A 13,589-nucleotide genomic window follows, 5' to 3' on the forward strand; every position below is an offset into this window, starting at 1 on the left:
CCGCAGGGACACTTGTGGCTAGGATGTAAGGAGCCAACGAGGGCTGAAGGCCCTGCCGTATCGACCTTGGAGTCAGCATGCCTATTGCAACCCCGGAGATTTATGCCGAGATGATCGACCGAGCCAAGGCAGGGGGCTTCGCGTATCCGGCAGTCAACGTCACCTCCTCGCAGACGCTCAACGCCGCGCTCGCAGGTTTCGCCGAAGCAGGTTCGGACGGCATTGTGCAGGTATCCACCGGCGGTGCGGCCTACTGGTCCGGCGCTTCGGTGAAGAACATGGTCGCCGGCTCCCTCGCGTTCGCTGCCTACGCTAAGGAAGTGGCCAAGAGCTACAACGTGAACATTGCGCTGCACACCGACCACTGCCCCAAGGACAAACTGGACGACTTCGTCCTGCCGCTGCTGGCCGCCTCCGAAGCCGCCGTCAAGCGCGGTGAGGACCCGATCTTCAACTCGCACATGTGGGACGGCTCGGCTGAAACCCTCGAAGACAACCTGCGCATCGCCCAGGAACTGCTGGCCCGCACGGCGGCCGCCAAGATCATCCTCGAGGTAGAGATCGGCACCGTCGGCGGTGAAGAAGACGGTGTGGAAAACGCCATCAACGACAAGCTCTACACCACCGTCCAGGACGGCATGGCCACCATCGAAGCCCTCGGTGACGGCAGCAAGGGCCGCTACATCACTGCCCTGACCTTCGGCAACGTCCACGGCGTGTACAAGCCCGGCGGCGTGAAGCTGCGCCCGGAAATCCTTAAGGAAATCCAGGACGCGGTGGGCGGGTCCATCGGCAAGGACCGCCCGTTCGACCTCGTCTTCCACGGCGGCTCGGGTTCCTCCGCCCAGGAGATCGCCGACGCAGTGTCCTACGGCGTCGTCAAAATGAACATCGACACCGACACCCAGTACGCCTACACCCGCCCGGTGGCGGACCACATGCTGCGCAACTACGACGGCGTGCTGAAGGTGGACGGCGAAGTAGGCAACAAGAAGCAGTACGACCCGCGCGTCTGGGGTGCCGCCGCCGAAAAGGGCATGGCCGCCCGCGTGGTGGAAGCAGCACAGAACCTTGGATCGGCAGGTAAGGCACTCTAATGTCAGACGAATTCCGCAAGAACCTCCTCGGCCCCGACGCCACCTATCTGCCCGAGGAGACCGACGTCGTCGCCCGCCTCGATGCCGGTGACGAACCGGTGGACCTCGCAGCGCAGTTCCCCACCTCCTCGCAGGTGTGGGCCGCGCTCGCGGATGAGGCGTTCGAGGAGGGCCGGAATGTCGAGTCCTACGCCTACGCCCGGGTGGGCTACCACCGCGGACTGGATTCCCTGCGCCGTGCCGGCTGGCGCGGCATTGGCCCCATCCCGTGGTCGCACGTGCCCAACCGCGGGTTCCTGCGCTCGCTGTACGCGCTGGGCCGGGCGGCGGCGGCCATCGGGGAGACCGAGGAAGTAGACCGGATCCGGAAGTTCCTGGACGATTCCGATCCGCAGGCCAAGGCAGCTATCGAAAGCCTGTAGGCTTCCGGACTCACCACAACGACGGCGGTTCCCCGGGGTTCCGGGGGCCGCCGTTCTTTGTGCCTGCGGTTGCTTTTTGGCCCTGCCGGGATGCCCTTGCGGGGCCGGGCCTCCCGGTATCCGGGCGCATCCGCCTACGCTGGAAAGCCGCTCGAAAGGTGGACAGCGCATGGAAAAGTTCGACCTGAAACGCTCCTACCCCGAGCTCTATTCGCCCGGCGGCCGGGACTTCACGCTGGTGGACGTGCCGATCATGCACTACCTCGCCGTAGACGGACACGGTGACCCCAACACCTCGCCCGAATACACCCGTGCCCTCGAATGCCTTTATCCGGTGGCGTATTCACTGAAGTTCGCCTCGAAGGATGAGCTGGAGGCGGACTTTACCGTCGGTCCGCTGGAAGGACTGTGGCGTGCCGAGGACCCGGCGGCCTTTGTCCGCCGCGACAAAAGCGCCTGGGACTGGACCATGCTCATTGCGCAGCCGGAGTGGATCACCCCGGAGATGGTGGACGCGGCTGTTGCCTCGGTTGCCGCCAAGAAGAAGGTTCCCGGGTTGGAAGATGTCCGGTTGCTGACGCTCACGGAGGGTCTCGCGGCGCAGATCCTTTTTGTCGGGCCCTACGACGCCGAGGGCCCGGTCCTGGCCCGGCTGCACGACTCCTGGATGCCCGAGCGCGGACTGACGTTCAACGGCGACCACCACGAGGTGTACCTCAGCGACCCGCGGCGGGCCGCTCCCGAGAAGCTGCGGACGGTGCTGCGCCAGCCGGTCCGCAGCACCGAAACCTGATTTAGAGCGGTTGGCCCGCCGGCTTCCGGCGCCCCCTGATATACGAGCGCGTACCTGCCCCCACGGTGAAGGCACCCCCGGCCAAAAACAGGACTGCCCCCGCGGTCATCCAGTCGTACCCGTCACGCCATTCTTCGACAACAGCTTCGGACGGGTCAGCCGGGTTGTAGAACAGGGTTACCTCTTGGTCCTCAAGGCCCTCGGTTGGTGCCTTCCGCACCGTATGGGTGATTAGGACTTCGTTCCCATTGGAGGGTGAATAAATGATCGAAGCCACGGTCTCGTTGTACCCGTACCGTGCTGTTCCGCGCCGCTCCTCGTAAGTGCGCATAACAACGCCCTGAGCCTGCAGGCCCTCTGCAAGAAGGCGCTCGTCATCCCGGACATCGGTGATGTCCCATTGGAGGGAAAAGCCGCCCAGCACCAGGCAGATCAGTGCGGCCAAAAAAGACGATGCCTCACGCCGCGCAATTTTCCGCTTATTCTTTGGCCTTCCTTGGGCACCGCCGAAACGAAAAGCCGGTTTACCCATTATTTCCCCCTGAAACTCTGCACCGTCCTGACTGTTCCGCTAACGGAGCCGCTGTTACCCACGACCCTAGTGCAGCAGGAAGGCAGTGCAGGAGGACGGCAGTGCAGGGGGAAGGCAGTGCAGCTTCAGGGAACCATCGCGGCGTACACCACGAAATTGTCATCAAAGTGCCCGGTTTTCGGATCGTAGCCATCGCAGGTAATCAGGCGGAGTTCCGGCCCGGCAGTGTTGCCGTACACCTGCGACGTGGGGAAGTTGTCCTTGGGATACTGCTCGCCGCTGCGCACCGTGAAAACGGCCGTGCTGCCGTCTTCCCGGACAACTTCAATCCGGTCGCCGGGGGAGAGCCGGCGGAGGTCGGCGAAAATCCCGGGCCCGCCTCCCTCGGCATTCACATGGCCCAGCAGCACGGCCGGACCCGGTTCACCCGGGGTCGGGGAATGCTCGTACCAGCCGGCAGGTGAACCCGCTTTGCCCGGAGGGACCTGCAGCGCGCCGTCGTCGTCCAGGCCCAGGCGGATAAGTCTCGACGATGCCCCGATGGATGGGATGCGCAACGTCGCCGGTGCGGATTCCGGCATTCCCACACTTGGAGCCGCGGGCGCGGCGGGCATTGTCGTCGGCGCAGACGACGGAGCGGGCACCGGGACAGCTGTTTCGGTACCGGTTGGTGCTGGCGCGCCTGGCGCCGGGGAGCTGAGGGCACCGGGAACGGGAGCCGGGGCAAGTGCTGTTGTTGCTGCAGCGTCGCGAACGCCTACGGGCCCGGCGCTGCCGGCCCCTGCAAAGAGAAGTGCGGCCGCCGCAGCCAAACCAAGGCTTCTGCGGCGGCCGCGCTGAGTGTTCCCCATGTTTACCTGCTTGCCTGTTTCTGCTTATTCCTGTCCGGCGAGCCGCCGCCGCACCATGAAGGTGCCGCCTGCTGCCGCCGCGAGCACCAGGCCGCCGCCAAGGGCGAGGACTCCGGCGCTGGACTCCTCCGGCTCCTGCGTGATGCCGGTGTTGGCGCCGCCGGCGGGCACCCTGCCTACCTGGGCGGGCATTGGTTCCACATAAGACGGAATCCAGGTCCCGTTGCTGTCCATATGACCCTGCGGCTGGGGCATGGGCCGGGAGGAATCCTCACATCCGATACCGTCCATGTCGTTGTCCAGCCAGGCGCCGTAGCGCGGGTGCGTGGAGGGGATGTTGTAGACGCCGTCCGCTGCTGCCTCGGTGCAGTTGGCGTACGGCATGGGTGGAGGCGGCGGCACCGGTGGCTGTGCGGCCAGCGCGGGTGTTGCCGAAAGGAGCCCGAATCCGGTGAGGGCGGTCAGAGCGAGGCCCGTTGTCGTCTTTTTCATGTGATTCCCTGCTTTCTGAGTAAAGAAGGGCATCCAGGTATTGGATGACTTTGAAAGCGTATGGAGCGCGGAATCGGTACGCTCCCCCTCCGTACGAAATTGGGTCCGCCGAACCCGTATTAGTTCGCCGGGGCAAAGGTTGCCTGCATGCAACAGCTTCGTCGGACAGAAATGGACCGGGCTGGCATCGAATGGCGCCGAATCCCGTCAAATCCCTCCGCTATGTCCCAATCCCTTCGGTTTGTCCGGATCCCTTCGCTGCGCGGCGCGGGGATTCGGACAAAGTGCAGGAGTCCGGACAAAGCGCAGGACCCGGACAAAGCGCAGGGTCCCGGACAAAGCGCAGGGTCCCGGACAAAGCGCAGGAGCCCCGACAAAGCGCAGGGTCAGAGGGAGCGGAGGCAGCCCCAACGCAGGGATTCCAGGAAGCATCCGGAAATCCAAGTCGGAAACCTGCACTCAGGGCAGGATGGTGGTGGTGACGGCGACAATCCGAGGGGCAGCCGGAACGGAACTGAAGCCGAAGTTTACGGGCGGTTCGACTGGACGCAGCCCGCCCAGATCGGCGCCGTCCCACGCGGCGGTAGCGGACACCAGCGAACGGATGGACCGGACGCCGTAGAACTCCCGCCGCCCGCCGCCCGCCGATCCGGCGGTCAGCACGCCCGGAGCCAGCAGCTTGGCGACGGGATTGATCAGCCGAAGCCACCACGGAGCCACGGCCAGCGGACCCGGCACATGCTCCAATACCCGGCCCAGGAAGGTCACCGGCCCCAACACGACCTCCAGCCGCAGCGGTCCTGCGGCCACCCGGAGCGCCTCCGGAGAAAGGACTGCGTCCACGGGTGCCACCACGGTCCGGTCGAAATTGTAGGTTTCGCCGATATACCGGGCCGCAGCCTCGGACGGGGCCAGCAGCGTCCGCACGCCGGCGTCGTCCTCGGCCATCACGTCGGTGAAAGCGCCCAGCGGGGAATCGAGCCAGTGCCCAACCACCAGCCTTGTGCCGGAGGCAGTGCCCAGCCCTGCAATGTAGCCGCGTAATCGGTCCATTTGGCTACGCTACCTGCGAAGCACCGCAGATAGATGCCCCTGCAGCGTATTTTCAAGTGAGCAACAGCATGATCGGCTAAACTTGGCAGGTAAGAGCCCCGCAACTTGCGCCGAGGTACGCCGTAAGGCAGGAGACGCGAGTTCAGGGGCGTTCTCATGCACGGTAGCGGATCTGCAACCAAGCAGCTCCGTCCCGTATCTAATGGGGGAGGATCCCATGCCAGCTATTGTCATCGTCGGCGCCCAGTGGGGCGACGAAGGTAAAGGTAAGGCCACCGACCTGCTCGGCGGCCGCGTCGATTACGTCGTCAAACCCAACGGCGGAAACAATGCCGGCCACACCGTCGTCGTCGGCGGTGAAAAATACGAACTCAAGCTGCTGCCCGCAGGCATCCTCAGCCCCAACGCGATTCCGGTGATCGGCAACGGCTGCGTGGTGAACCTTGAGGCTCTCTTCGCCGAGATCGACGGCCTCGAATCCCGCGGTGCGGATACGTCCAAGCTCCGGATTTCCGCCAACGCCCACCTGGTGGCCCCGTTCCACCAGGTAATGGACAAGGTCACCGAGCGCTTCCTGGGCAAGCGTGCCATCGGCACCACCGGACGCGGCATCGGCCCGGCCTACATGGACAAGGTGGCCCGGCTGGGTATCCGTGTCCAGGACATCTTTGACGAGTCCATCCTGCGCCAGAAGGTCGAAGGCTCACTGAAGCAGAAGAACCAGCTGCTGCTGAAGGTCTACAACCGCCGCGATATCGACGCCGAAGAGGTGGTCCAGTACTTCCTTTCCTACGCGGACCGGCTGCGTCCCATGGTCATCGACTCCACCTATGAGCTGAACTCCGCCCTGGACGAGGGCAAGGTCATCCTCATGGAGGGCGGCCAGGCCACGTTCCTGGACGTGGACCACGGCACCTACCCGTTTGTCACGTCCTCCAATCCGACCGCGGGCGGCGCGTCCGTGGGCTCGGGTATCGGCCCCACCCGGATCACCCGCTCCGTGGGCATCATCAAGGCCTACACCACCCGCGTCGGTGCCGGCCCGTTCCCCACCGAACTGTTTGATGACATGGGCCTGTACCTGCAGAAGACCGGCGGCGAGTTCGGTGTGAACACCGGCCGCCCGCGCCGCTGCGGCTGGTACGACGCCGTCCTGGCCCGCCACGCTTCCCGCGTCAACGGCTTCACGGACTACTTCGTGACCAAGCTGGATGTGCTGACCGGCATCGAGAAGATCCCGGTGTGCGTGGCGTACGACGTCGACGGTGTGCGGTTCGACGAGATGCCGATGACGCAGACCGACTTCCACCACGCCAAGCCGATCTTCGAGTACTTTGACGGCTGGACCGAGGACATCACCGGGGCCAAGACCCTTGAGGACCTCCCGGACAACGCCCGGAACTACGTGCTGGCGCTGGAAAAGATGTCCGGCACCCGGTTCTCCGCCATCGGCGTGGGTCCGGACCGCGACCAGACCATCGTGGTGCGGGACCTCATCAACGAGTAACGCCGCCACGCACGGAAGGCCCCCAGCCCTTGAGGCTGGGGGCCTTTCGTGCGTCTACCAGCGGTTCCGGGCCTCCTCGATCCACCCGCCCAGCCCGTTCAGGGAATACTCGGTGCCGTCCGGGGTGCGGGCCGTTCCACTCCAGGTGCCGAAGGCCTGCCAGGTCCGGGCGCTGATCACGACGGCGTTCGTTGCCGCGGTGCGACGGTGGAACGGGGTGAGAGTGGCATCGACCCACGGTCCGTGCACCCGCCAGGTCGACGCCGGATCGGCGAGATCGTACTCAAACTCCAGTTCGCCGTCGTAATGGTGCAGCTGCCCGTCCACGATCAGGGCGTTCTCCGTGGCCGGCGTGTTGGCGGTCCACTTTCCGCCGACCTGCAGTCCCAGCCGGGTGCCGTCCACCGTGCCCGAGCCGACACCCCAGTTCCAGCGCTGCGAGTACGGCCAGCGTCCGCGGCCGCGGTCCAGCACGGCAAACGAGTCTTCTCCGCCGACAGGATACTCGCGCCCGTCCACGGTGACGGTGCCCGAAACCCGGCGGGCGACGTCCTTCAGCGTGTACTGGTACCGGCTCGCTGACCACGGCACCACCACGCCGAGGACATCCCCGTCCGCTTCGGCGAACAGGTCTGCGGTGATCCGCGGCGACGAGGCCTGCAGGCGGGTGCCGCCGTCGGCGTCGTGGAAACGCAGGCCGGCACCGCCAAAGGCGCCGAAGGCAGTGAGCGGCGGCAGCGTATCCGGCAGGGAGACATCCGCGTAGGAGGGCAGGATCTTCAGCGGCTCAAGGCTGGTCTCCTTGCCCGTGCTGCGTTCGAACACGTACAGCTGCAGGGTGGAGGCGTAATCCAGGTGGGCAATGGTCAGGCCGACGGCAAGTTCGGGCGTGAGGATGCCCCAGTACTCCCAGCGCTTGGTCCGCCAACCGCCCTTGGCGCCGGAGGGAACCACGGGACGGTGCAGGGCGCTGCGGGCAAAGCCCACGGCTGCCGGATTCAGCACCCCGGCAGGCGAGCCGAGGTCAACGGGGGCAGTGATTTCATCCATGCGGCCCAAGTCTAGGGGAGCGGAGGGGATACGCCTCGACGCCCGCCGCCGCTCGGTCTATCCGTTCCCGTCCCGCCGTCTAGTAGCGTCCAGGATGTCCTGGAGAGTCCACATCGCCGCTTCGAAGTGTTGCTCGCCGGCGTATGTTCCCCACAGTTGTTCCAGTTCACGAACCTTGTCCGACGCGTCGCGGAGCAGCTGCAGCCCCCGCGGGGTTGGCAGGATCAGTTTTGCCCGTGCGTCCGCGGGGTCGGGCTTGCGCATCAGGTATCCGAGACTCTGCAGCTCATTCACCAGTTCCGATGTGGCGGCGAGGCTGAGCTGCGCCCTTGCTGCGAGGGCCGTCAGACGGATTCCCTTCGTGCCTATATTGCCGGTGATCTGCAGGTGGGCGGGGCGGAGATCCCCGTATCCGTGCCGGTCTGCCTCTTCCAGCAGAACACGTCGGAATTCGGCCAGGAGGCGGACCAGGAGCTGGCCGACGGGGAGCCGCCTTCGGTTCGGATTTTCGGTAGCGGAACCTCTTGACGGCGGCAGTGACATGGTGGAAAGTCTAGGGCACAAGCTTCGGAATCCGAAGCATTCCAAGGATCCGTTCTTAGGAGGCGGGCGTGGATACGAAAACAACGTCAACCGTGGTCCCTACGGCTGTTGGCCCCCATCAAAATCCGCCGGATCGGCGTGGGCCCGCCGGTGTTCCTGTGGCACAGCATGTTCGTTGATTCAGAGACTTTTGACCTCGTCACCCAAGAGCTGGGGGACGGGCGCGAGCTGTTCCTGGTGGACGGTCCCGGTCATGGAGACAGTCCAGGTCCCCGAAGGTTCTATTCCCTGCAGGACTGCGCCACAGCGGCGGTGCAGGTGATGGACGCCCTGCAGGTTGCCGCCCCGGTCGATTGGGTGGGCAACGCCTGGGGCGGACACGTGGGCATACTCCTGGCGGATGGTTTTCCCGCCCGCATCAGGACCTTGACGGCCATCGGCACCCCGGCTTATCCGCTGCCAGCGGCCGACCGCCGGAAGACCGCACTCCTCGTCCGGCTGTACCGGATTCTGGGGCCGGGACCGTTTAGCAAAACGGTGGTGGAAGCACTGGTTGGGCCAGGAGCCGCCGCGAGCGCGCCTTCAGCTGCTTCAATTGTTGCCGCCGCCTTTCAACGCGGCGACAGGCGGGGCAAGTACTGGGCTATGCGCTCGCTGATGCTTCGCCGTCCGGACCTCCGCCCGGTCCTGCCTCGGCTGCAGGTGCCGACACTGTTGATGGCCGGCCGGGATGATGCCATGAACGACGCCGGGGAGGCGGAACAGGCGGCCCGTTCGTTGCCTGCCGGTCAATTCGTTCCTGTGGCAGGTGGTGGACACGTCGCGCCGCTGCTCGTGGCTCCGAAGGAGGTCACCCGGACCATACTGCAGTTCTGGGCCACCCAGGACGGCGGATAGCGGCCGGGATTGGTGCGGCTGCGGCACCCGTCACCGATCTCCCGCTTCACGGAGGATCCTGCAGAACAACGCTGACCTGCTCTAGGCTGGGAGCAACCCAGCCCGAAGTGAAGGTGGTTTCCCGTGAAAGTCAGCGTCGGTCAGTTCAGCCCCGCCGGTGGGGTCCGGGAGAACCTGGACACCATGCGCTCCCTGGCCGGCAAGGCACGCGCCGAGGGATCGGAGCTGATCATTTTCCCCGAGGAATCCATGTTCAGCATCGGGAAGGTGGAAGGAACCCTGGCCGCCGCCGTCGACGCCTCCTGGACCACTTTTGTCTCCCAGCTGTCCCTGCTCGCCGCCGAGCTGGAGATCGCGGTGATCGCCGGCGGCTATGAGTCCAGCGGTGAGGAACGGCCCTTCAACACCCTGGTCCTCATCGATGCGACCGGACGGATTGTGGACACGTACCGCAAGCTGCACCTCTACGACGCGTTCTCCTACGCCGAATCGACCCGGATCAAACCGGGCGACGGCGGCGTGAAGGTTATGCAGGTAGGGGACCTCCGGGTGGGGGTCATGACCTGCTATGACCTGCGCTTCCCGGAGCTGGCCCGGGCGCTCGCCGACCTGGACGCAGATCTGCTGGCTGTGCCGGCGGCCTGGTTCAAGGGCGAGCACAAGATCGACCACTGGGAAACCCTGCTCAAGGCCCGCGCCATCGAAAACACCCTGTGGGTCGCGGCGGCCGGTACCTCCAGCCGGCATACCGTGGGCCACTCCGTCATTTTGGACCCCATGGGAGTGCCGCAGGCGGCGCTGGAGGACGAGCGTGAGGCGGTGGTGACGGCAGACGTCACCCGTCAGCGGATCGACGACGTCCGCCAGTTCCTCCCGGTGTTGAAGAACCGCCGTTTTGCCGGAAATGCGCGGATTGTGGAGGCGCACTAGGTCCGGGAGACCGGCGCTGAAAAGATTTTCCGCGTGGTGCGTAACCTTTTCCTACCCGTTCACGATTACCTGTTTGTAACGGCCGCGCCGAGGCTTATCCCCCCAACGAGCATCGGTGCGGCCGTTGCACGCATGTCAACGGCGACGGACACGGTAGCATTTGGACCACTCCCGCTTCCCAGGAAAGTGAATCCGCCGTGCCTGCACCGCTTACTGAGCAAACGCTCCGTGATGCGCGTGCCCGAAAACCGGCGGCTTTGCGGGAAATCTACGACGACTTCGCGCCCGGCATCCTCGGCTACCTCCGCTCCAAGGGGTGCGACGACCCCGAAGCGCTCACGCAGGAAGTCTTCCTGACACTGTTCTCCAAGCTGGACACGCTTAAGGGAGGGCTCCGCGGCGCCCGGACCTTCGCTTTCTCCGTCGCCCACGCCCGCATGGTGGACGACGTTCGACGGCGCGAGCGTGAGCCGGTGATGGCCGTGTTTGATCCGGAGCTGGACCGCCGTGAAGCAGAATCCGCCGAGGAAAGCGTGCTCGGCGCCGATGCCGGAGCCGCAGCACTGCTGGAAGGGCTCACGGCGCAGCAACAGGAAGTCCTGCTTCTGCGTGTAGTGGCCGATCTTTCCATTGAAGAATCGGCGAAGATCATGGGACGCAGTGCCGGAGCGGTCAAGCAGCTTCAGCGCCGCGCACTGGGCGTACTCAAGAACCAACTCGAACGGAAGGAGGTACCGGACAATGAACGAGCATCCTGAAGCGCAGGACACGCTCCACGTCCGCGGCCTCCTGGCGGAAGCCGGCGTGGAGGAGTCCCCCGAGCTGGTTGAGCAGCTGCTCGCGCTGCGCATGCAGTCCCGCGTCCCCGCGCCGGAACCGGACGGAGAGCTGGCTGCCCTTTTTGCCGGCAACCCCGTGCCGCTTCGCCCCCGGGCTCGGCGCGGCCGCGGCATGATTCTCGGTGCAGCCCTGATCGGGGCCATGGCCGTCGGTGCAGGCGGCGTGGCGGCCAACCCTGACTTCCTGATCCGAGCGGATCCGACTCCCGAGGTCACCTTCACCCCGGAAACGCCCACGCTGGAACGAGCCGAGCCCGCCGCCCCGGAGGCCGTCACGGATCCGCTGCCCCCTGCTGCCGTTCCGGCACCGGAGCCCGCGCCGATCGTGGAAGCCGTCCCGGTACCTGTGCCCGTCCCCGCTCCGGAGCCGGAACCGGCGCCGACCCCGGCTATCGTCCCCGCTCCGGGCGTGGAGCCGGGCAACCCGCCGCTTCCGGGCATTGGGGGCGGCAAAGCAATTGTTCCGGACCCGCCTCGCGGCGACGACCTTCACGGGAACCCCAATGCCGCAGGCCGGGGACAAGACTCCAAGCGAGCCGGAGCGGATCCCGCCGGTGACCGTGGATCATCACGCCAGGACTCGGGCCCGGGAAACGGCCGGGGCAATGGCGGGGCCAACTCCCACGGCAGCGGCCAGTCCGGCCGGGACCGCTAGGCGTTCAGCGCCGGCACGGTCACTGCGCGGTCAGCTGCCGTTTTGAGGAGATCACCCCGGTATTAAAGCCGGCCAGGTTCAAGCCGCCGTGGAAGCGCGCATGCTCGATCTTTACGCAGCGGTCCATCACCACCTTTAATCCGGATTGTTCGGCGTCCCGGGCCACCTCCTCGTGCCAGGATCCCAGTTGCAGCCACAGCGTTTTCGCGCCGGCCGTCCGGGCCTCGGCCAGCACTGAGGGCAGGTCCTCGTGGCGGCGGAACACGTCCACGATGTCCGGCGCCTCCGGGAGGTCCGCCAGCGAGGGAAACACCGGCCGGCCCAGGATCTCCTTCACTGCCGGGTTCACGAAATAGACCCGGTACCGCGAGGAGGAGAGCAGATAGGTGGCAACGAAGTAGGACGCCCGGGAGGCCTTGGCCGACGCACCGACAATGGCGATGGATTCGGCCGAGCGCAGCAACGCCAGCCGTTCCGGCGCCGTTGGTCCAATCCAGGAACGAACCTGCGCAGCAGTGTCAGCGGACATGGGCGGCCTCCTCGAGGACGGGTACGGCGGCGGAAACTCTCTGGCTGCCCGCGTCCCCGCAGGCCACCGACAATGCCTGGTCCAGGTCCCAGAGAATGTCCTCCAGGTCCTCAAGGCCAACGGAAATCCGGATCAGGTCCTCGGGTACTCCTGCACTGCGAAGCTGCTCCGGCGAGAGCTGTTGGTGCGTGGTGGACCCGGGATGGATCACCAACGTGCGGGAATCGCCCACGTTCGCCAGATGCGAGGCCAGCTGGAGCGCCTCAATGAACGCCTGCCCCGCGGCACGGCCGCCCCGGACGCCGAAGCTGAACACCGATCCGGGTCCCTTGGGCAGATACTTCCGGGCCCGCGCGTAATGCGGATGTGAGGGCAGCCCTGCGTAACTGACCCAGGACACCCGGGGATCCGCCTCCAGCCATTCGGCCACCGCCTGGGCGTTGCGCAGGTGCTCATCCAGCCGCTGCGCCAGCGTCTCCACTCCCTGCAGGAGGGCAAAAGCCGAGGTGGCGCTGAGGGAGGGGCCGATGTCCCTCAGCTGTTCGGAGCGCAGTTTGGTCAGGAACCCGTATTCGCCGAAATTCCCCCACCAGGAAATGTTTCCGTAGCTGGGCACCGGCTCCGTCATGGCCGGAAATTTACCGTTGCCCCAGTTAAACCGGCCGCTCTCCACGACGACGCCGCCCAGGGTGGTGCCGTGTCCGCCCAGGAACTTGGTGGCGGAATGGATGACGATGTCCGCGCCGTGGGTGAAGGGCTGCACCAGATAGGGGGTGCTGAGAGTGGCGTCGAGGATCAGCGGCACCCCGGCGTCGTGCGCCACCCGGGCCAGGGCCTCGATGTCCGTTACTTCGCCGCTGGGATTGGCCACCACCTCGGCGTAGACGGCCTTGGTGTTTTCCTGTACGGCCGCGGCATAGTCAGCCGGGTCGGTGCCGGCCACGAAAGTGGTGTCAATCCCGAACCGGCGCAGGGTCACGTCCAGCTGGGTGAAGGTGCCGCCGTACAGCTGGGCCGACGCCACGATGTGGTCCCCGGCGGAGCAGAGCGCGGCGAAGGTGATGAATTCCGCGGACATGCCCGACGCCGTCGCCACCGCCCCGATCCCGCCCTCCAGCGATGCGATGCGCTCCTCGAAGGCAGCCACCGTGGGGTTGCCGATCCGCGAGTAGATGCTGCCGTACTTCTGCAGCGAGAACAGATTGGCGGCGTCGTCCGTGTCCTTGAAGACAAACGAGGTCGACTGGTAGATGGGAACGGCGCGCGCACCGTGGAGGGCATCGGGGGTCCCGCCGGCGTGCAGGGCGCGCGTGCGGAATCCGAATTGGTGTTCACTCATAAGCTGAGTGCTCCTTCCTTGGGAGTGGAGAGGGCTGGAAACGGGGGAACCGTTGAAAAC

At 65.9% G+C, this 13,589-nt stretch carries 16 protein-coding genes; 8 read left to right on the plus strand and 8 right to left on the minus strand.

Features of this window, described 5'->3' with window-relative positions; all coding sequences use genetic code 11:
- Positions 1 to 77: 77 nt before the first annotated feature.
- The 3 genes from fbaA to LJ760_RS06445 all read left to right on the plus strand — a co-directional run bounded on the left by fbaA (position 78) and on the right by LJ760_RS06445 (position 2,312).
- Positions 78 to 1,097: a class II fructose-bisphosphate aldolase gene (gene fbaA / locus LJ760_RS06435; RefSeq protein ID WP_227920761.1), complete on the plus strand. Its 1,020-nt coding sequence runs from the start codon at positions 78 to 80 to the stop codon at positions 1,095 to 1,097.
- Complete coding sequence (locus LJ760_RS06440) at positions 1,097 to 1,519, plus strand: DUF3151 domain-containing protein (protein ID WP_227920763.1); 423 nt, start codon at positions 1,097 to 1,099, stop codon at positions 1,517 to 1,519. Before fbaA ends, LJ760_RS06440 begins: the two co-directional genes overlap by 1 nt.
- Before the next feature lie 169 nt (positions 1,520 to 1,688).
- The gene (locus LJ760_RS06445) at positions 1,689 to 2,312 is read left to right on the plus strand and encodes a GyrI-like domain-containing protein (protein ID WP_227920776.1); all 624 of its coding nucleotides are present in this window, start codon (positions 1,689 to 1,691) and stop codon (positions 2,310 to 2,312) included.
- 1 nt (position 2,313) lies between these two features.
- Here LJ760_RS06445 and LJ760_RS06450 read toward each other — a convergent pair whose 3' ends face one another.
- The 4 genes from LJ760_RS06450 to LJ760_RS06465 form a co-directional block, all read right to left on the minus strand.
- Positions 2,314 to 2,757, minus strand: a complete 444-nt coding sequence (locus tag LJ760_RS06450) for a DUF3592 domain-containing protein (protein ID WP_227920778.1) — start codon at positions 2,755 to 2,757, stop codon at positions 2,314 to 2,316.
- Positions 2,758 to 2,969: 212 nt separating this feature from the next.
- A complete protein-coding gene (locus LJ760_RS06455; RefSeq protein WP_227932603.1) occupies positions 2,970 to 3,425 on the minus strand; it encodes a class F sortase in 456 nt (151 codons plus the stop codon).
- A 294-nt stretch (positions 3,426 to 3,719) separates the two neighbouring features.
- On the minus strand, positions 3,720 to 4,187 hold the full coding sequence (locus LJ760_RS06460; protein WP_227920783.1) for an excalibur calcium-binding domain-containing protein: 468 nt from the start codon (positions 4,185 to 4,187) through the stop codon (positions 3,720 to 3,722).
- A gap of 459 nt (positions 4,188 to 4,646) precedes the next feature.
- On the minus strand, positions 4,647 to 5,240 hold the full coding sequence (locus LJ760_RS06465; protein ID WP_227920785.1) for a hypothetical protein: 594 nt from the start codon (positions 5,238 to 5,240) through the stop codon (positions 4,647 to 4,649).
- A 217-nt stretch (positions 5,241 to 5,457) separates the two neighbouring features.
- Between LJ760_RS06465 and LJ760_RS06470 the strand changes: the two genes are divergently transcribed.
- On the plus strand, positions 5,458 to 6,747 hold the full coding sequence (locus tag LJ760_RS06470) for an adenylosuccinate synthase (RefSeq protein WP_227920787.1): 1,290 nt from the start codon (positions 5,458 to 5,460) through the stop codon (positions 6,745 to 6,747).
- Positions 6,748 to 6,801: 54 nt separating this feature from the next.
- Here the strand turns inward: LJ760_RS06470 and LJ760_RS06475 are convergent, their stop codons facing one another.
- Positions 6,802 to 7,797: a DUF2804 domain-containing protein gene (locus LJ760_RS06475; protein ID WP_227920789.1), complete on the minus strand. Its 996-nt coding sequence runs from the start codon at positions 7,795 to 7,797 to the stop codon at positions 6,802 to 6,804.
- Between the two features lie 57 nt (positions 7,798 to 7,854).
- Positions 7,855 to 8,340 (minus strand): MarR family winged helix-turn-helix transcriptional regulator, encoded by a 486-nt coding sequence (locus LJ760_RS06480; protein WP_227920793.1) that lies wholly within the window; start codon positions 8,338 to 8,340, stop codon positions 7,855 to 7,857.
- Positions 8,341 to 8,448: 108 nt separating this feature from the next.
- On the opposite strand from LJ760_RS06480, the gene LJ760_RS06485 reads away from it, so the two are divergent.
- The 4 genes from LJ760_RS06485 (at position 8,449) to LJ760_RS06500 (ending at position 11,661) form a co-directional block, all read left to right on the plus strand.
- Positions 8,449 to 9,237: an alpha/beta fold hydrolase gene (locus LJ760_RS06485; RefSeq protein WP_227920796.1), complete on the plus strand. Its 789-nt coding sequence runs from the start codon at positions 8,449 to 8,451 to the stop codon at positions 9,235 to 9,237.
- A 123-nt stretch (positions 9,238 to 9,360) separates the two neighbouring features.
- Positions 9,361 to 10,167, plus strand: coding sequence for a carbon-nitrogen hydrolase family protein (locus LJ760_RS06490; protein WP_227920798.1), 807 nt, complete (start codon positions 9,361 to 9,363; stop codon positions 10,165 to 10,167).
- A gap of 197 nt (positions 10,168 to 10,364) precedes the next feature.
- Positions 10,365 to 10,925: an RNA polymerase sigma factor gene (locus tag LJ760_RS06495; protein WP_227920801.1), complete on the plus strand. Its 561-nt coding sequence runs from the start codon at positions 10,365 to 10,367 to the stop codon at positions 10,923 to 10,925.
- Positions 10,909 to 11,661 carry a hypothetical protein gene (locus tag LJ760_RS06500; RefSeq protein ID WP_227920808.1) on the plus strand — a complete coding sequence of 251 codons (753 nt, stop codon included), beginning with the start codon at positions 10,909 to 10,911 and terminating at the stop codon, positions 11,659 to 11,661. The genes LJ760_RS06495 and LJ760_RS06500 overlap by 17 nt, the downstream gene beginning before the upstream one ends.
- Positions 11,662 to 11,680: 19 nt before the next feature.
- Here LJ760_RS06500 and LJ760_RS06505 read toward each other — a convergent pair whose 3' ends face one another.
- Together LJ760_RS06505 and LJ760_RS06510 are read right to left on the minus strand one after the other, a co-directional pair.
- Positions 11,681 to 12,190: a CoA-binding protein gene (locus LJ760_RS06505; RefSeq protein WP_227920810.1), complete on the minus strand. Its 510-nt coding sequence runs from the start codon at positions 12,188 to 12,190 to the stop codon at positions 11,681 to 11,683.
- Positions 12,180 to 13,529 (minus strand): O-acetylhomoserine aminocarboxypropyltransferase/cysteine synthase family protein, encoded by a 1,350-nt coding sequence (locus LJ760_RS06510; RefSeq protein ID WP_227920812.1) that lies wholly within the window; start codon positions 13,527 to 13,529, stop codon positions 12,180 to 12,182. Before LJ760_RS06510 ends, LJ760_RS06505 begins: the two co-directional genes overlap by 11 nt.
- Positions 13,530 to 13,589: the final 60 nt, after the last annotated feature.

It is taken from the genome of Arthrobacter sp. zg-Y895, from assembly GCF_020731025.1.
Lineage (GTDB): Bacteria > Actinomycetota > Actinomycetes > Actinomycetales > Micrococcaceae > Arthrobacter_B.